Below are 17,490 nucleotides of genomic sequence, written 5' to 3' on the forward strand. Positions count from 1 at the left end.
AGTACCCTCGGCTCTTTTGCACGCTGGGGATGCATTCGAACACGGAACGTCATGCCGTGCGGACGTGCGAACGCCACTCACCGTGACGAGTGAGAGAGGCCGTTCCCGGGCGACGGAAGCGACCGAGAGGCAGGCGGGGCGGGCGAGGCCCGCCGGGCGGATGTGGCACGCGAGACGAACCGAACACGCGCCTGAGTCAAAAAGGGCGAGAAACACGAAAGGCAAGGAGTCACGCACTCCCTGCCACTCTCAACTTATAGCGCACAGGGGGCCTTGCGGCAAGGCCCCCTCGATGGCGCACAATCTCCGGTCTGACCAGGAGAGACCCCGTCCTGGCCCCTCGGCCTCTGATCGGAGACCCCGCTTGCACCCTCTGCGCACCACCGCGTTCGCCCTCGACGACCGTCGACGGGCCAAGGCCGACCCCGCCCTGATCGCCGACGACGACCGGCACTTCGCCGCCATCGCCCGCTGCCTCGAGGAGACGACGGCCGACCTCACCGAGCGGCTCGCCGCCGAACGCAGGGCGGAGGGCGGCCTGGGCAGGCAGGCCATGGACCGGGACACCGAGATCCACCGCCTCACCGCCCGGCTGCGCACCCTGCGCCGCTTCGGCCTGGACCTGTGCCTGGGCCGGATGGTCTTCGCGGACGACCCGCGGCCCGTGTACGTGGGACGGCTCGGCCTGACCGACAGCACGGGCCGCCGGCTGCTGGTCGACTGGCGCTCCCCCGCCGCCGAGCCCTTCTTCGGCGCCACCCACGCCCGCCCGATGGGCCTGGCCAGCCGCCGCCGCTACCGGTGGACCGACGGCCGGATCAGCGACTACTGGGACGAGGTGTTCACCCCGGAGGGCCTGTCGGGGCACGCCGCGCTCGACGACCAGTCCGCGTTCGTCGCGAGCCTCGCCGGGAACCGCTCGGCCCGGATGCGGGACGTGCTCGGCACCCTCCAGGCCGACCAGGACGCCATCATCCGTGCCGGGTCCCGGGGCGCGCTCGTCGTCGACGGCGGACCGGGCACCGGCAAGACCGTGGTCGCCCTGCACCGCTCGGCCTACCTCCTGCACGCCGACCCGCGCCTCGGGCACCGCAGGGGCGGCGTGCTGTTCGTCGGCCCGCACCGGCCCTACCTGGCGTACGTCTCCGACGTGCTCCCCAGCCTCGGCGAGGACGGCGTGCAGACCTGCGTACTGCGCGACCTCGTCGCCGAGGGCGCCACGGCCGGCGTGGAGACGGACCCGGGGGTGGCCCGGCTGAAGTCGTCCGCGGACCTGGTGCGGGCCATCGAGAAGGCCGTGCGCTTCTACGAGGAACCGCCCGCCGAGGGCATGACGGTGACGACCCCCTGGTCCGCGATCCGGCTGACCGCCGCCGACTGGGCGGCGGCGTTCGACGCGGCGGAGCCCGGCACCCCGCACAACGAGGCCCGCGACCAGGTCTGGGAGGAACTGCTCACCCTCCTCGCCGACCGGCACGAGGAGGACACCTCGGGCGACGACACGGAGATCCCCCCGCAGTTGCTGCGCCGAGCGCTGGAGCGGCACAGGGAGCTGCGCACGGCCTTCGACCGGGCCTGGCCGCTCCTGGAGGCCGCCGACCTGGTCGGCGACCTGTGGACGGTGCCCGCGTATCTGCGCCTGTGCGCCCCGTGGCTCGCCCCGGACGAGGTACGGCTGCTCCAGCGCGAGCGGCCGGACGCCTGGACGGTGTCCGACCTTCCGTTCCTGGACGCGGCCCGGCAGCGGCTCGGCGACCCGGAGGCGGCCCGGCGCCGGCAGCGGCACGCACGGACGCTGGCCGCGCAGCGTGAGCGGATGACGCGGGTCGTGGACAACCTCATCGACGCCGTCGCGGACTCGGGCGCCGACGGTGACGACGGCGAGGGCCTGGTACGGATGCTGCGCGGTCAGGACGCGCAGGTCAGCCTGGTCGACGAGACGGAGTTCGACGAACCCGACCCGGATCTGCTGGCCGGCCCGTTCGCGCACATCGTCATCGACGAGGCGCAGGAACTCACCGACGCCGAGTGGCAGATGCTGCTGCAACGCTGCCCGTCCCGGAGCTTCACCATCGTCGGTGACCGCGCCCAGGCCCGGCACGGCTTCCCCGAGTCCTGGCGGGAACGCCTGGAGCGGGTCGGTGTGGACCGGGTCGAGGAGGCGTCCCTGACCGTCAACTACCGCACCCCGCGGGAGATCATGGCGGAGGCGGAGCCGGTGATCCGGGCCGTGCTGCCGGACGCGAACGTGCCGACGTCCATCCGCAGCGCAGGGCTCCCCGTCGGGCACGGCCCCGTCTCGGACCTGGACGCGGTCGTGGACGCCTGGCTGGCGGGGAACGCCGACGGGATCGCCTGTGTCATCGGCGCCCCCGGCTTCCCGTCGACGGACCGGGTGCGGTCCCTTCCGCCGGAGCTGACGAAGGGGCTGGAGTTCGACCTCGTCGTGCTGGTCTCGCCCGAGCGTTTCGGCGAGGGCGTCGAGGCCGCCGTGGACCACTACGTGTCGATGACCCGGGCCACCCGGCAACTCGTCGTCCTGCGGTGACCGCGGGTGGCCGGCCCGGTCCGGGGGTCGTGCCCCGGACCGGCGCGGCCCCGGTCCCGTCCGCTCAGCCCACCGACGAGTAGGCGACGACGCCCCGGAGCAGCCCGTCCACGGCCTTGCGCGCGTTCTTGGCCACGGTCGAGCCCTCCACGGGGGAGGCCGCCGCGATCTGCCCGAGCACGTCGATCACCTGCTTGCACCAGCGCACGAAGTCCCCGGCCGGCATCTCCGCCTCCCGCAGCACCTCGTCCAGGCCCTTGCCGTTGGCCCACATGTAGGCGGCCCAGGCGAAGCCGAGGTCGGGTTCGCGCTGGCCGACGCCCTCGCTCTGGGTGATCCGGAAGTCCTCCTCCAGGGCGTCCAGGCGCCCCCAGATCCGGACCATCTCGCCGAGCGCGGCCTTTGCCTTCCCGGACGGCAGCTTGGGAGCCATCGCGTCGTCCCCGACGCGGGACTCGTACACCAGCGCCGAGACGCACGCGGCCAGTTCGGCCGGGTCCAAGCCCTCCCACACCCGCTCGCGCAGGCATTCGCTGGCCAGCAGGTCGAGTTCGCCGTACAGCCGGGCGAGCCGTCTGCCGTCGTCGGTGACCTCGTCACCCCGCAGGTAGTCCATCTCGGTGAGCAGGGCGACGATCCGGTCGAAGGTGCGCGCGATGGTGTTCGTGCGGCCCTCGATACGGCGTTCCAGCTGGGAGGTGTCGCGCAGCAGCCGGTGGTAGCGCTCGGCCCAGCGGGCGTGGTCCTCGCGGTCCTGGCAGCCGTGGCACGGGTGCGCGCGGATCGCCTTGCGCAGCCGGGCGATCTCCCGGTCGTCGGCGGCCTGCGAGCGCTGCTTGCGGTGGCGCTCCGGCGCGATGTGCCCCGCCTTGGTGCGCAGCGCGGACGCCAGGTCCCTGCGCGACTGCGGGGAGCGAGGGTTGAAGGACTTCGGGATGCGCATCCGCTCCAGCGCCTCCACGGGCACCGGGAAGTCGATGGACGCCAGCCGCTTGACCTGCCGTTCGGCGGTGAGGACCAGAGGGCGCGGACCGTCGTGGTGGTCGAAGCCGCGGTGCCCGTTGGACCGGCCGGCCGGCAGACCGGGGTCCAGCACGAGGGCGAGGCCCGCGTACTTGCCCGTCGGCACGTGGATGACGTCTCCCGGCTTGAGCCGCTCCAGGGCGACCGCGGACTCCGCGCGGCGCTGCGCCGCTCCCTGCCGGGCCAACTCGGTCTCGCGGTCCTTGAGTTCGCGGCGCAGCCGCGCGTACTCATCGAAGTCGCCGAGGTGGCAGGTCATGGACGCCTTGTAGCCGGAGAGCCCCTCCTCGTTGCGCTGCACCTGCCGGGAGATGCCGACGACCGACTTGTCGGCCTGGAACTGGGCGAACGACGTCTCCAGCAGCTCGCGCGAGCGGTGCCGGCCGAACTGCTCGACCAGGTTGACCGCCATGTTGTACGACGGCTTGAAGCTGGAGCGCAGCGGATAGGTGCGGGTGCCGGCGAGTCCCGCGAGGTGCTCGGGGCTCATGCCGCGCTGCCACAGCACCACGGCGTGCCCCTCGACATCGATGCCGCGGCGGCCCGCACGACCGGTGAGCTGGGTGTATTCACCGGGGGTGATGTCGGCGTGCTGCTCGCCGTTCCACTTGACGAGCTTCTCCAGGACCACCGAGCGGGCCGGCATGTTGATGCCGAGGGCGAGGGTCTCGGTGGCGAAGACGGCCTTGACGAGGCCGCGGACGAACAGCTCCTCGACGACCTCCTTGAACGTCGGGAGCATCCCGGCGTGGTGGGCGGCTATACCGCGCTCCAGGCCCTCCAGCCACTCGTAGTAGCCGAGGACGTGCAGGTCCTCGGTCGGGATGGCGGCGGTGCGCTCCTCGACCAGGGCGCGCACCCGCTCCCGGGCCTCGTCGTCGTTGAGCCGCAGCCCCGCGTACAGGCACTGCTGGACGGCGGCCTCGCAGGCGGCGCGGCTGAAGATGAACGTGATGGCGGGCAGCAGACCCTCGGCGTCGAGCCGTTCGATGACTTCGGGGCGGCCCGGGGTCCACACGCGGGAGCGCTGGCGGCGCTCGCGCTCGCGGTCGGCCTCCCGCATGGCACGGCCGCGTCTGCGGTCCTGGTAGGAGGGCCGGGTGGCCTCCATGCGCGCCAGCCGGGTCAGGTCGGGGTTGACGGCCTTGCGGTGGCCCTCGCCCTCCTCGAACAGGTCGTACATCCGGCGTCCGGCGAGGACGTGCTGGAACAGCGGCACGGGCCGGTGCTCGGAGACGATCACCTCGGTGTCGCCGCGGACGGTGTCGAGCCAGTCGCCGAACTCCTCGGCGTTGGAGACGGTCGCCGACAGCGAGACCAGGGTGACCGACTCGGGGAGGTGGATGATCACTTCCTCCCAGACGGCGCCGCGGAAGCGGTCGGAGAGGTAGTGCACCTCGTCCATGACGACGTAGCCGAGGCCGAGGAGGGTCTGCGACCCGGCGTACAGCATGTTCCGCAGGACCTCGGTCGTCATCACGACGATCGGGGCGTTGGAGTTGATGCTGTTGTCACCGGTGAGCAGACCGACCTTGTCGTCCCCGTAGCGGCGGCACAGGTCGGCGTACTTCTGGTTGGACAGCGCCTTGATGGGCGTCGTGTAGAAGCACTTCTTCCCCTGCAGCAGGGCGAGGTGCACGGCGAACTCGCCGACGATCGTCTTGCCCGAGCCGGTGGGCGCGGCCACCAGGACGCCCTTGCCCTCCTCCAGGGCCTGGCACGCCTCGATCTGGAAGGGGTCGAGGCCGAAGTCGTACATCTCGCGGAAGGAGGCGAGCGCGGTGGCCTGCTCGGCAGCGCGCCTGCGTGCTGCCGCGTACCGCTCGGCCGGTGAGAGATCCTCTGTCATCGTGCTTTCGAGCGTACCGGGCGCCACTGACAACGGGACGATCATTATCCGGATCAGCGGCCGGATCGGGATCAGCGCCCGGCGCCCCGGCGTCCGTCCGGCGCATGACCGCGGAGCGCGAGCGGCCGGGTACGCCCCGTGGGCGCCCCGGCCGTGTGCACGTGCCGTCCGGCGGTCAGGTCACGTCGTCGTAGCCGTTGATCCTGTCCCTCTCCGCGGTGGCCTGCTCCGGCAGGGCGCGGCTCGCCGTCACCGGCACGGCCTCGTCGATGTCTTCGGGAGTGAGGTCCAGGTCCGATGCCTCGTCGTCGCCGGGGCCTTCCGCCTCACGGCGAGCGCGGCGCTTGTCGTTGAGGAGTGCGATGGCCGTCGCGGCGAAGTACAGGATCCAGATCGGGCCCGCGAGCGCCAGCATGGAGATCGGGTCCGTGCTGGGCGTGGCGATCGCCGCGAAGAGCGTGATGCCCAGAACCATGCCGCGCCACCAGCCGGCCATCTTCTTGCCGGACAGCACGCCGCCGAAGTTCAGCATCACCAGCAGCAGCGGCAGCTCGAACGAGAGGCCGAAGACGACGATCATCCGCATGATCAGCTGCAGCAGGTCGTCGAGGGGGAGCTGATTGTCGCTGCCGATGATCGAGAACTCGAGCATCACCGACGCCATCTTGGGCAGCGACCAGTACGCGAAGTAGGCGCCCATGAGGAACAGGGGGAAGCCCGCCCCCACGAAGGCGAGACTGTACTTCTTCTCGTGCCGGTGCAGGCCCGGCGCGATGAATCCCCAGAGCTGGTAGAGCCACACGGGAGCGGCCAGCACCAGACCCGACGACAGGGACACCGTCAGAGCCAGCGTGAACGGACTCAGCAGGCCGTTCTGCACGATGCGTGCGCACTGGGTCTCATTGGGGTTCTTGGCCAGTTCGGCGAAGCTGTAGTCGCATCCCACCGCCTGGAGGATGGGATCCGTGAAGAACTGGATGGTGTCCTTGTAGAAGAAGGCTGCCACCACCGTCGTGACAAGGATCGCCAACAGGCTCTTGACGAGCCGGTTGCGGAGCTCGCGAAGGTGCTCCGCGAGCGGCATCCGCCCCTCGGGGTCCTTCTCCTGTTTGCGGGCAGACTTCAGCAACCCACGTTCCCATCTCGTGCGGCGGGCCGGAGGTCACCGGCCCTGCGTCAGCGCTGCGTGGTGTCCGTCGACTCGTTGACCGGGCGCGAGCTGTTCACGTCGCCGGGGGAAGCCTGGATGACGCGCTGGGCGGGGGGCTGCTGCTGGTCGCCGGTGGTGTTGTTCGGCGGGTCGGCGGGGGCGGCGGACTTGTCGTCGTCCTTCATCGCCTTGGCCTCGCTCTTGAGGATGCGGGCCGACTTGCCGAGGGAGCGGGCCATGTCCGGAAGCTTCTTCGCACCGAACAACAGGATGATGACGACGAGGATCAGGATGATCTCGGTGGGGCCGAGCCTACCCATAGCTGTATACCTTCTTCACCGAGGCGACATGGTCCGAATACCCGGCCGGTCGGACATACATCCGACCACCGTGCTGCCAGCGATCGTAACGCTCAGGGGTGAACGCAGGACAATCCCTGTGCATACTCCCAGTCGCGTGCCCGCGCCTCGCTCCCGGGCCGCAAGTGTGCAGCGTACCTGCCACCCACAGCCGCTCGACAGGGCGAAGGGGTGCAAAACGCACACGGTCCGGTACTCACACCGATTCCTTGAGCGCCCTACAGGGAGTCCGCTGCCCGGGCCACACCGGCCGACGCCCGCTCCAGGTCCTCCGCCGCCCTGTTGATACGGCGGGCCGACTCCGTCACCTGACGGCCCAGGCGCTGCGCCTCCACGAACACCCGCACGGCGAGCACACCGAGAACGGCGAGACCCACGAAACCCACAGCTACCGCGAACATCGGCCAGAACATGAGCCGAGCCTAGACCGTCCTAGGGGGTGTGCAGCCGCAGGGTGCTGACGCCGCCGCCCGTCAGCAGCTCGACGATCCGCTCCCCCGCCGGCTTGCGGACCCCGGCCCCGCACGCGGGGCACGTGAACGAGTAGAACGTCGTACGACTGCTGGCGCCGATGACGAGTCTGAGGGCCTGCGCGGCGAGTTCGAACCGGCCCCGGCAGTCCGGGCAGCCCGCCCGGAACAGCACCGGGGTCACGCTTCTCATCCCGGCAAAGGCGGATGCCACCGTCACTGCCCGCACCCCGGACGTCGCCGACTCGCTCAAAGTCCCGCTCCCGCCTGTCGCCTGCTGCCGTGCCGCCGGCCCGGCCGGCCGCCGGACCGCCTCGCCCTCACTGTCCGTCGTGCGCCGCGTGCGCCGCGCCGGCGCCCCGCATCTCCATCCCGTCGTACGCCGCCAGCGCCTCGCGGGCCGCCCGCCGGGCACTGTCGGCCAGCTCGGGCGGCGACACGATCCGCCCGTCCCGGCCGAGCCGCAGCGCCAGCCGCCGCAGGGACGTCGGGTCGGGCGTACGCAAGGTGATACGCAGCCCGCCGTCGGGAAGCTCATCGGCGCTGTCGTGCGGGTAGTACTCGGCGACCCAGCGGCCGCCCGGACCGACCTCGACCACGACCTCCGGGTCCTCCGCCGCGGGCTGCACCAGCCCCTCGGAGAGGTCCCGCAGCTCCACCTCCGGCGGCGCGGACGGCTCGTCGAGGATCTTGATCTCGGCCACCCGGTCCAGCCGGAAGGTGCGCCGCGCCTCGGAGCGCCGGCACCACGCCTCCACATAGGTGTGGCCCACGCTGACCAGCCGGATCGGGTCGATCTCCCGCTCGGTCACCTCGTCCCGGGCCGGCGAGTAGTACCGGATCCACAGCCGGCGCCGCTCGGAGATCGCCCGGTCGACGTCCGCGAAGACCCCGCCCTCCGACTCGAACGTCACCGACAGCCGGGCGCTGGACACGGCCGCCTCACCGGCCGCCGTCTCCACCTTCGCGGTGGCCCGCAGCAGCGCCTGCCGGTCGCTCTCGCGCAGCCCCGGCAGCGTGGCCACCGCGCGGGCCGCCACCAGCAGCGCGGTCGCCTCGTCGGCGGCCAGCCGCAGCGGCTCGGCGACGTCGTCGGGGTTGTGCCACCAGATACGCTCGCCGTCGGTGTCGATGTCGAGCAGATCACCGCCCCGGAAACTCGTACCGCACATGGGCAGCACGTCGAGGTCGGAGACCAGCTCGTCCTCGGAGATGCCGAACGCACGGGCGACGTCCTCGACGCGCGCGCCGGGCCGCTCTCTCAGATAGGTCACGAGGGAGAGCATCCGCCGCGTCTGGTCGATGGCGCTCGTGGGCCTGACCGGTTTGCCTGCCACTGTCTTGCTCCGCTCCCCCTCAGCCCTTGGCCACGGCACGCAGCCGGTCCACCACGTCGGCCCGCAGCTCGGCCGGCTCGACCACCACCACGTCCGGCCCGAACTCCACCAGCCAGGCATCCAGGCCGTGGCCGTACGGAATCTCCAACTCGTCCCAGCCGTCCCCGAGTTCCCGAACCGAGGTGGCCTTCGCCCGAAGGGGGTACCCGGCGCCCGTGCGCAGCCGGATCAGCGCGGACCGGTCGGCGATCTCCCCCGCCCAGCTCGCCACGGTCTCGCGCACGGTCACGACGTCCGGCACCTCTGCGGTGAACCGGCCGCCGCGGCTGCGCACCTTGCCGGTGATCCGGGACAGCCGGAACACCCGCTCGGCACCCCGGTCGCGGTCCCAGCCCGCCAGGTACCAGTGGCCACGCCAGCACTCCAGCGCCCACGGCTCCACATGCCGGGGCTCGGGGCGGGCGGCGGTGGCCTTGCGGTACTCGAACATGACCGGCCGCCGGTCCCGGCAGGCCAGCATCAGCGGCTCGAACGCCGCCTCGTGCACCGGGATACGGGGCTCCAGGGCGCTGTGCGGCTCGTACGGGTCGACGTCCTCCGGCAGACCGGCCGCGCGCAGCTTCTGCAGGGCACCGCTGGCCGCGCCCGCGAGCCGGGCCTGCTGCCACACCTTCGCGGCCAGCCCGAGCGCGGCGGCCTCCTCGGCGTCCAGGGTGATCGGCGGCAACCGGTTGCTGTCACGGCGGGCCAGGTAGCCGACCTCGCCGTCCAGGTTCTCCACGGTCTCGATGACCAGGCCGAGCTCGCGCAGATCATCCTTGTCGCGCTCGAACATCCGGTTGAAGGAGTCGTCGGAGCCCGCTTCCAGGTAGGCCTCGATGGACTCACGCAGCTCGCGCTTGCTCAGCGGCCGCCGCGTCCCGAGCAGACACAGCGCCAGATTCATGAGCCGCTCTGCCTTGGCAATGGCCATCGACGCCCTTCGCCTTCCCTATGGTGCTTACGACCGATGACCGTACCGCCCCGCGGGGGCCCGGCAAAAGCCGAGGGCCCATGCCCGGACAGGCATGGACCCCAGGTAGTCGGCTTCGGTCGCCCACCGATCACGGTCGGCGACCGGACGCGACGGTCAGACGCCGAGCAGGTCGACCACGAAGATCAGCGTCTCGCCGGGCTTGATCGCCGGCGTCGGGCTCTGGTTGCCGTAGGCCAGGTGCGTCGGGATCGTCAGCTGACGGCGGCCACCGACTTTCATGCCCTGCACGCCCTTGTCCCAGCCCTTGATGACCCGGCCACCACCCAGCGGGAAGCGGAACGGCGTGCCACGGTTCCAGCTGGCGTCGAACTCCTCGCCCGTGCTGAAGGCCACACCCACATAGTGGACGGTGACGGTCTGACCCGCCTCCGCGACCGGACCGTCGCCCTCCCAGATGTCCTTGATCTCGAGGTCCGCCGGGGGCTCGCCGCCCGGGAAGTCGATCTCGGGCTTGTCGATGCTCACGTCTTACGCTCCATGCTTTTCGTGGAAAGACAACGCGGTCAGTCTTTCATTCACCCGGGATGCGGTCACATCTTGGCGAGGATGTCGACGCTGAACACCAGCGTGGCGTTCTTCGCGATGCCGCTGCCCTGCGGCGGCTGGTCGCCGTACCCCAGCTCCGGCGGGATGGCGATGAGGACACGGCTGCCGACCTTCTTGCCGGCCAGCCCCTGCGACCAGCCCTTGACGACCTGCGCCAGCGGGAACGACACGAGCTGCTTCGCCGCGTACGACGAGTCGAACTCCTTGCCCGTGTCCCACTGCACACCCTTGTACTGCACCAGGACGGTGTTCTCCGCGGCGACCTCGTCGCCGTCACCCTCCAGGATGTAGTTCGACACGAGCTTCTTCGGCGGGTCCGTCTTCGGGACCTCGATGGAGGGCGCCTTGCCGTCGGTGTTGGTGCCCACCTTCGGCAGGTCCGCGTCGTCCTGGGCGACCTTCGTGCCCTTCGCGGAACTCGACGCGTTGAACGAGTCCTCGATGTCCACCACGAACACCAGGGTGTCGGTGCCCTTGATCCCCGCCTGCTCGTTGCCCTCCTTGCCGTAGCCCCAGGTGGGCGGCACGGCCATCTCGACCCGGCTGCCGACCTTCTTGCCCGTCAGCGCGTACCGCCAGCCGTCGATGATGCGGCCCTGCGACAGCTGGATCAGCAGCGGCGTCTTCCGGTCGTAGGAGTTGTCGAAGACCTTGGCCGTCGCCCAGATCTGCCCCAGGTAGTTCGCCTGCAGGTAGTCGTTCTCCGCGACCGTCTTGCCGTTGCCCGCGACGACCGTACGCACCGCCAGGTCCTTCGACGGCTCCCCCTCGCCCTTGGCGACCGTCGGCTTCTCACCGAACTTCGTGCCCGCGGTGATCGCCGGCAGCGGACCGTCCACGATCTTCGGCGACGGCGCGGCCGACTGCTCCGGCGCGGACGGCGACACGCTGTCACTCGCCTCGCCCCCCGAGTCCTTGTCGTCACCGCAAGCGGCGAGCGTGACCATTCCTGCGGGCACGGCGATGAGAAGTGAGCGTCGGCGCACGGTGGGGGCCTCATAATCAGTCGATCTTGTGGACAGGCGTGCGCGCAACTCTACGGCGTGAGAAGGGCGCCGTACGGGTAACGTACGGCGCCCGTGTTGCGTTCCGGCGGCCCGTCCGGACCACCGACGCCTCACATTCCGGCGATCAGCTTCTCCACCCGGTCGTCCACCGAACGGAACGGGTCCTTGCACAACACCGTGCGCTGCGCCTGGTCGTTCAGCTTCAGATGCACCCAGTCGACCGTGAAGTCCCGGCGCTGCTCCTGCGCCCGGCGGATGAAGTCACCGCGCAACCGCGCCCGAGTGGTCTGCGGAGGCACCGACTTGCCCTCGAAGATCTTCAAGTCGTTGCAGATCCGGGTCGCTTGCCCCTTCTTCTCCAGCAGGTAGTACAACCCGCGCCGCCGGTGGATGTCGTGGTACGCGAGGTCTATCTGCGCGACCCGCGGATGCGACATCGTCATGTTGTGCTTGGCCCGGTACCGCTCGATGAGCTTGTACTTCATGACCCAGTCGATCTCGGTGCCGATGCGGTCGAGATCCTCCGCCTCGATCGCGTCCAGCGTCCGGCCCCACAGCTCCAGGACCTGCTCGACCGTACCCGTGCGAATACCGCGGCGCTCGCAGAAGTCCACGGCCTTCTCGTAGTACTCGCGCTGCACCTCCAGCGCCGAGGCCTCCCGGCCACTGGCCAGACGCACCTTGCGCCGGCCCGTGATGTCATGACTGACCTCGCGGATCGCCCGGATCGGGTTCTCCAGGGTCAGGTCCCGCATCACCGTGCCCGCCTCGATCATGCGCAGCACCAGATCGGTCGCGCCGACCTTCAGCAGCATCGTCGTCTCGGACATGTTCGAGTCGCCCACGATGACATGCAGACGCCGGTAACGCTCCGCGTCCGCGTGCGGCTCGTCGCGCGTGTTGATGATCGGCCGGGAACGCGTCGTCGCCGACGACACGCCCTCCCAGATGTGCTCCGCCCGCTGACTCACGCAGTACACCGCACCACGCGGCGTCTGCAGCACCTTGCCCGCGCCGCACAGCAGCTGCCGGGTCACCAGGAACGGGATGAGGATGTCCGCGAGCCGGGAGAACTCGCCATGGCGTGCCACCAGATAGTTCTCATGGCAGCCGTACGAGTTTCCGGCCGAGTCCGTGTTGTTCTTGAAGAGGTAGACGTCGCCTGCGATTCCCTCCTCGTGCAGGCGTCGTTCCGCGTCTACCAGGAGTCCTTCGAGAATGCGCTCGCCGGCCTTGTCGTGGGTGACCAGCTCGGTCACGTTGTCACACTCGGGTGTCGCGTATTCCGGATGTGAGCCCACGTCGAGATAGAGGCGGGCGCCGTTTCGCAGAAAGACATTGCTGCTACGGCCCCATGACACGACACGGCGGAAGAGGTACCGCGCCACCTCGTCGGGAGACAGGCGGCGCTGTCCCCTGAACGTACACGTGACGCCGTACTCGTTCTCCAGCCCGAAAATGCGGCGGTCCATGACTGAACATTACGCCCGATCCCCTGAGCTGAAACGGGGTTCGACAGCACGGTTCGGATCATTTTCCGATGAAGCCGCAACGACCGCACCCCGTCCGGGAGCTGCGAGGACCCGCCCCGTGGCCACCAGAACCAGCAACGACACGGCCCCCGCCGCACCCGGCACCGCGAACCCCCACAGCGCCCCACCCGCCTCCACCACCGGCCCGGCCACACCCGTACCCACCGACGCACCCACCGTGAACGTCGTCACCAGCCACGAGAACGCCTCCGTCACCGTGCCCCGCGGAGCATGCCGGTCCACCAGCACGAACGCGCACGCGATCGCCGGCGCCAGGAACACCCCCGCCAGCACCGCCAGCGCCGTCATCGCCACCACACCCGGCATCAGCATCAACGGCAGATAACACACCGCCAGGAACGCCACCAGCGTCCGCAACCGCCGCGCCGGCTCACCGCCCCACTGCCGCGCCCCGTACGCCACACCGCCCAGCAGCGCGCCCAGCCCGAGACCCGCCATCAGCCAGCCGTACACCACATCCCCGCCGTGGTCGTCCGCGTACGACACCGCCGCCACCGCGATCGACCCCATCGCCATACCGACGAACAGGAACGCCCCCAGCAGCGCCAGCAGCCCCGGCGACCGCAGCGCCCCCAGCCAGTGCGCCTCACGCGGCTCCGAACGCCACGCACGCGACGGCGGCGACACCACCACCGACAGCGCGCCCAGCACCCCGATCACGTTCAGCAGCACCAGAGCGGCCTGCGCCGACCACAGCGACGCCCCCAGCGTCAGCAGCAGCGGACCGAGCGTGAACATCACCTCCTGCGCCACCGCGTCCATCGCGTACGCCGTGTGCACCTGCCCCTCCCCCGGCAGCACCGACGCCCACAGGGCCCGCAGACCACCCTCCAGCGGCGGAGTGAACAGCCCCGCCAGCACCACCGCCGCGTACGCCGCCCCCAGCGCCTCGATGCCCACGAAGGCGAACACCGCCGTCGCGACCGCCGACGCGACAGCGGCCGGCAGCTGCACCCGCGGCTGCCCGAACAGGTCCACCAGCCGCCCCAGCACCGGCTGACCCACCGCGTTGGCCACGCCGTACGCCGCCGCCAGCCCCCCCGCCAGGCTGTACGAGCCGCCCTCCGCGCGCACGAACAGCACGATGGCGAGCGCCGCCACCGCGTTCGGCAGCCGCCCCACCAGCGTGCCCACCAGCAGCCGGGCGGCGTGCCTCGCCCTCAGGACCTCCAGATAAGCCCCGGTCATCGGCCGCACCGCCCTCCACCCCGCAAGTTTTACGTATAACGTCCCTTGTCATACGTACCATGTGCGCTGTTCGCAGTCCAGACGAAAGAGCAGGCCCACCGTGGCAACAGGCAGCACCCGCCCCACCAGCCGGGACGTCGCCCAGGCCGCGGGAGTCTCCCAGGCAGCCGTCTCACTCGTCCTCGGCGACAAATGGCGCGGCCGCGTCTCCGCCACCACCGCCGAACGCGTCCGCGAAGCCGCCCGCCGCCTCGGCTACCGGCCCAACCTCGCCGCCCGCAACCTCCGCCTCGGCCGCACCCGCACCGTACTCCTCGTCGTCCCCGCCCTCACCACCGAATTCTTCGCCGGCGTCTACACCGGCGCCGCCCGCATCGCCGCACAACACGGCTTCGGCGTCGTCCTCTACCCCTCCCCCGAAGGCATCGGCCCCGCCCGCGACCCCTTCGCCTCCGCCCAAGCCGCCCTCGACGGCGTCATCGCCTCCTCCATGGCCGCCGACGCCCTCACCACCATCCGCGGCGACCAACTCCCCCTCGTCATGCTCGACAGCGACCCCACCGGCAGCCACGGCGCCGCCACCGTCAACCTCGACATCGCCGACGGCGTCCGCCAGATCACCGACCACCTCCTCGGCCTCGGCCACCGTCACTACCTGCACCTCGCCGCCGACATCCCCTCCTGGACCTTCGACGTCCGCGCCCGCGAACTCACCACCCGCCTCACCGCCACACCCGGCACCACCCTGCGCACCACACACGCCCCCATCGCCATCGACGCCGCCCGCACCGCCACCACCGACGCCCTCACCACGGCACACCCCCACCCCACCGCCATCATCTGCGACGACGACAAACTCGCCGCAGGCGCCTACAAAGCCATCCGCCGCCTCGGACTGCGCGTCCCCGACGACATCTCCGTCACCGGCCTCGACGACCTCGCCCTCGCCACCGCCATCGACCCCGAACTCACCACCGTCCGCCTCGACGCCGAACTCTTCGGCGAACGCGGCATGCAAGCCCTCCTCGCCGTCCTCGACGGCCGCACACCGCAACAGGGCGACATCCCCGTCCAACTCGTCGTCCGCGGCTCCACAGCACCCCCCAGACCCTCCTGACCCGCCCCCGGGAACGCCGAAGCCCCGGCCGCACAGCGACCGGGGCACACGAGCAGGGTGCGACGAAGAGCGGACTACTCCTCCGAACCGCCGGACGACTCCTCCGCGTCATCCGCGCTCTCCGCCTCCGTCGCCGCACCACCGGCCTCCAGCAACCGACCCAGCTGACGGCCCACGATCCGCTTGAACTTCCGCGACTGAGGACGCGTACGGTCCAGCACCGCCACCTCCAGCCGCTCCGTCGGAATCTCCCGCTGCGAACCGTTCGACTCCCGCGACAACGCCTGCACGGCCAGCTGCAACGCCTCCGCCAGACTCATCCCGTCCTGATGCCGCTGATCCAGATAGCTGCTGATCAACTCGGCGTTGCCACCGACCGCCACCGAACCGTGCTCATCCACGATCGAACCGTCATGCGGCAACCGATAGATCTGGTCACCCTCCGGAGTCTCACCGACCTCCGCGACCACCAGCTCCACCTCGTACGGCTTCTCCGCCGCCGAGGAGAAGATCGTGCCCAGCGTCTGCGCGTACACGTTCGCCAGACCCCGCGCCGTCACATCGTCACGGTCATAGGTGTAACCCCGCAGATCGGCATACCGCACCCCACCGATCCGCAGATTCTCGTACTCGTTGTACTTCCCGGCGGCCGCGAAACCGATCCGGTCATAGATCTCACTGAACTTGTGCAGCGCACGGGACGGGTTCTCACCGACGAACACAATGCCATCGGCATACTGCAGCACGACAAGGCTGCGACCACGCGCGATGCCCTTCCGGGCATACTCCGCCCGGTCCGCCATCGCCTGCTGGGGTGACACATAGAACGGCGTCGACACCGGTTATCCGTCCCTTTCTGTCGAAGTCACACGATCACCTGGAAACAACCGGCCACGCCGCTACAGCAGCGAAGCCCGCGGACCGTCGGGCTGCTCCAGACGCCGCTCCAGAATGGAACGCGCGATCTCGGAGGACTCCTCCTCGCCGAGCCGACGGAAACCATCCTCGGTGATCACCGTGACGATCGGATAGATCCGGCGCGCGACATCCGGACCACCCGTCGCCGAGTCGTCGTCAGCCGCGTCGTACAGGGCCTGCACCACCAGCGTCGTGGCCTCGGCCTCACTCAGATCCTCACGGAACAGCTTCTTCATCGCGCCCCGCGCGAAGATCGAACCCGAACCCGTGGCCGCGTAACCGTGCTCCTCCGAACGCCCGCCCGTGACGTCGTACGAGAAGATCCGGCCCCGCTCACGATCCACGTCGTACCCCGCGAACAGCGGCACCACGGCCAGACCCTGCATCGCCATGCCCAGATTCGACCGGATCATCGTCGACAGCCGGTTCGCCTTGCCCTCCAGCGACAGCTGCGCGCCCTCGACCTTCTCGAAGTGCTCCAGCTCCAGCTGGAACAGCTTCACCATCTCCACGGCCAGACCCGCCGTGCCGGCGATCCCCACCGCCGAGTACTCGTCGGCCGGGAACACCTTCTCGATGTCCCGCTGCGCGATGACATTGCCCATCGTGGCCCGCCGGTCACCGGCGAGGACCACACCGCCCGGGAACGTCACGGCGACGATCGTGGTGCCGTGCGGCGCCTCGATCACGCCCTGCGTGGGCGGCAGTTGACGCTTGCCGGGCAGCAGCTCGGGCTGGTGCTCGGCGAGAAAGTCCATGAACGAGGACGACCCAGGCGTCAGGAAGGCAGCTGGTAGACGCCCGGTGCTACGAGTGTTGGCTTCCACGCGATTCCTTCCACGTAAGCAGCAGCCCGCCTCATGACGTCGGGCCGATCCTTGAACTGCCCCAGCGCGGCATTGCAGCTGAAGCACAGTACGCCACGGACCCTACCCGTCTCATGGCAGTGATCCACATGCTCGGGCAAAGCCGCCAAACAGATGCAGCAGACGCCCCCTTGGGAGACGACCAGCCCCTCGCGCTCGGCCTCCGTGATCCCGTACGCACGTTTCAGATGGCCCTGACGGCCCTGGACGGCTCTGCAGGCCTTGCATCGTGTCGCCAGGCTGTCGGAAGCCGTGGCGTTGCGGTGCCACTCGCTGTGCGGCTTGACCTCGCCGCACTGCCTGCACAACTTGTGTCCGGCCGGTACGGCCACCTTCTCCCGGACGGACTTGCCGATGGCCTCGCGGCGGCGCCGGTAGCGCGCGGCGCTGTATTCCGCCACGCACTCCCGGCAGCGCACCTGAAGGCCGTCCCGCCGATTCCTGTCCCGCGCGAAGGCCGTGAGGGGCAGGTCCCGTTTGCAGCCCGTGCATTCCTTGACGTCCGGCCCTGTCACCCGACTCC

Annotated in this window: 16 protein-coding genes; 2 read left to right on the forward strand and 14 right to left on the reverse strand. The window is 70.2% G+C overall.

The window, feature by feature from the left end; all coding sequences use genetic code 11:
• Positions 1-364 precede the first annotated feature (364 nt).
• Positions 365-2,548, forward strand: a complete 2,184-nt coding sequence (gene helR / locus ADL34_RS17050; RefSeq protein ID WP_062672137.1) for an RNA polymerase recycling motor ATPase HelR — start codon at positions 365-367, stop codon at positions 2,546-2,548.
• A gap of 64 nt (positions 2,549-2,612) precedes the next feature.
• Here helR and ADL34_RS17055 read toward each other — a convergent pair whose 3' ends face one another.
• From ADL34_RS17055 to ADL34_RS17105, 11 genes are all read right to left on the reverse strand, one after another.
• Positions 2,613-5,465: a DEAD/DEAH box helicase gene (locus tag ADL34_RS17055; RefSeq protein WP_062672139.1), complete on the reverse strand. Its 2,853-nt coding sequence runs from the start codon at positions 5,463-5,465 to the stop codon at positions 2,613-2,615.
• Between the two features lie 130 nt (positions 5,466-5,595).
• Entirely contained in the window at positions 5,596-6,549 is a 954-nt protein-coding gene (gene tatC, locus ADL34_RS17060) for a twin-arginine translocase subunit TatC (RefSeq protein WP_062672141.1), read from the reverse strand.
• Positions 6,550-6,596: 47 nt separating this feature from the next.
• Positions 6,597-6,890 carry a Sec-independent protein translocase subunit TatA gene (tatA, locus tag ADL34_RS17065; protein ID WP_062672143.1) on the reverse strand — a complete coding sequence of 98 codons (294 nt, stop codon included), beginning with the start codon at positions 6,888-6,890 and terminating at the stop codon, positions 6,597-6,599.
• A gap of 257 nt (positions 6,891-7,147) precedes the next feature.
• The gene (locus ADL34_RS17070) at positions 7,148-7,342 is read right to left on the reverse strand and encodes a hypothetical protein (protein ID WP_062672145.1); all 195 of its coding nucleotides are present in this window, start codon (positions 7,340-7,342) and stop codon (positions 7,148-7,150) included.
• A 19-nt stretch (positions 7,343-7,361) separates the two neighbouring features.
• Positions 7,362-7,652 (reverse strand): hypothetical protein, encoded by a 291-nt coding sequence (locus tag ADL34_RS17075; protein WP_079034376.1) that lies wholly within the window; start codon positions 7,650-7,652, stop codon positions 7,362-7,364.
• A 67-nt stretch (positions 7,653-7,719) separates the two neighbouring features.
• Positions 7,720-8,736 (reverse strand): helix-turn-helix transcriptional regulator, encoded by a 1,017-nt coding sequence (locus ADL34_RS17080; protein ID WP_062672148.1) that lies wholly within the window; start codon positions 8,734-8,736, stop codon positions 7,720-7,722.
• Between the two features lie 19 nt (positions 8,737-8,755).
• The gene (locus tag ADL34_RS17085) at positions 8,756-9,709 is read right to left on the reverse strand and encodes a helix-turn-helix transcriptional regulator (protein WP_062672150.1); all 954 of its coding nucleotides are present in this window, start codon (positions 9,707-9,709) and stop codon (positions 8,756-8,758) included.
• Between the two features lie 156 nt (positions 9,710-9,865).
• A complete protein-coding gene (locus ADL34_RS17090) occupies positions 9,866-10,237 on the reverse strand; it encodes an FKBP-type peptidyl-prolyl cis-trans isomerase (RefSeq protein WP_062672153.1) in 372 nt (123 codons plus the stop codon).
• 65 nt (positions 10,238-10,302) lie between these two features.
• Positions 10,303-11,304: an FKBP-type peptidyl-prolyl cis-trans isomerase gene (locus ADL34_RS17095; RefSeq protein WP_062672155.1), complete on the reverse strand. Its 1,002-nt coding sequence runs from the start codon at positions 11,302-11,304 to the stop codon at positions 10,303-10,305.
• 131 nt (positions 11,305-11,435) lie between these two features.
• Complete coding sequence (pafA, locus tag ADL34_RS17100; RefSeq protein WP_062672158.1) at positions 11,436-12,797, reverse strand: Pup--protein ligase; 1,362 nt, start codon at positions 12,795-12,797, stop codon at positions 11,436-11,438.
• A gap of 9 nt (positions 12,798-12,806) precedes the next feature.
• Positions 12,807-14,066, reverse strand: a complete 1,260-nt coding sequence (locus tag ADL34_RS17105; RefSeq protein ID WP_062672160.1) for an MFS transporter — start codon at positions 14,064-14,066, stop codon at positions 12,807-12,809.
• 100 nt (positions 14,067-14,166) lie between these two features.
• Here ADL34_RS17105 and ADL34_RS17110 point away from each other — a divergent pair, with 100 nt between their 5' ends.
• Positions 14,167-15,183 carry a LacI family DNA-binding transcriptional regulator gene (locus tag ADL34_RS17110; protein WP_062672162.1) on the forward strand — a complete coding sequence of 339 codons (1,017 nt, stop codon included), beginning with the start codon at positions 14,167-14,169 and terminating at the stop codon, positions 15,181-15,183.
• Positions 15,184-15,257: 74 nt separating this feature from the next.
• On the opposite strand, the gene prcA is transcribed toward ADL34_RS17110, so the two are convergent.
• Genes prcA through ADL34_RS17125 form a run of 3 tightly spaced genes read right to left on the reverse strand, consistent with a single transcriptional unit; the run spans position 15,258 to position 17,482 of the window.
• Positions 15,258-16,022, reverse strand: a complete 765-nt coding sequence (gene prcA / locus ADL34_RS17115) for a proteasome subunit alpha (protein ID WP_062672164.1) — start codon at positions 16,020-16,022, stop codon at positions 15,258-15,260.
• Positions 16,023-16,082: 60 nt separating this feature from the next.
• Positions 16,083-16,928 carry a proteasome subunit beta gene (gene prcB, locus ADL34_RS17120; RefSeq protein WP_062672166.1) on the reverse strand — a complete coding sequence of 282 codons (846 nt, stop codon included), beginning with the start codon at positions 16,926-16,928 and terminating at the stop codon, positions 16,083-16,085.
• Positions 16,880-17,482 carry an endonuclease VII domain-containing protein gene (locus ADL34_RS17125; protein ID WP_062672168.1) on the reverse strand — a complete coding sequence of 201 codons (603 nt, stop codon included), beginning with the start codon at positions 17,480-17,482 and terminating at the stop codon, positions 16,880-16,882. The genes prcB and ADL34_RS17125 overlap by 49 nt, the downstream gene beginning before the upstream one ends.
• Positions 17,483-17,490: the final 8 nt, after the last annotated feature.

It is taken from the genome of Streptomyces sp. NRRL WC-3605 (assembly GCF_001509795.1).
GTDB lineage: Bacteria > Actinomycetota > Actinomycetes > Streptomycetales > Streptomycetaceae > Streptomyces > Streptomyces viridochromogenes.

Bases quoted from the DNA above. Each gene is read 5' to 3' on its own strand.
- ADL34_RS17085 (WP_062672150.1), bottom strand. From the start codon at position 9,709: ATGGCCATTGCCAAGGCAGAGCGGCTCATGAATCTGGCGCTGTGTCTG.
- ADL34_RS17070 (WP_062672145.1), bottom strand. From the start codon at position 7,342: ATGTTCTGGCCGATGTTCGCGGTAGCTGTGGGTTTCGTGGGTCTCGCC.
- pafA (WP_062672158.1), bottom strand. From the start codon at position 12,797: ATGGACCGCCGCATTTTCGGGCTGGAGAACGAGTACGGCGTCACGTGT.
- tatA (WP_062672143.1), bottom strand. From the start codon at position 6,890: ATGGGTAGGCTCGGCCCCACCGAGATCATCCTGATCCTCGTCGTCATC.
- ADL34_RS17105 (WP_062672160.1), bottom strand. From the start codon at position 14,066: ATGACCGGGGCTTATCTGGAGGTCCTGAGGGCGAGGCACGCCGCCCGG.
- ADL34_RS17055 (WP_062672139.1), bottom strand. From the start codon at position 5,465: ATGATCGTCCCGTTGTCAGTGGCGCCCGGTACGCTCGAAAGCACGATG.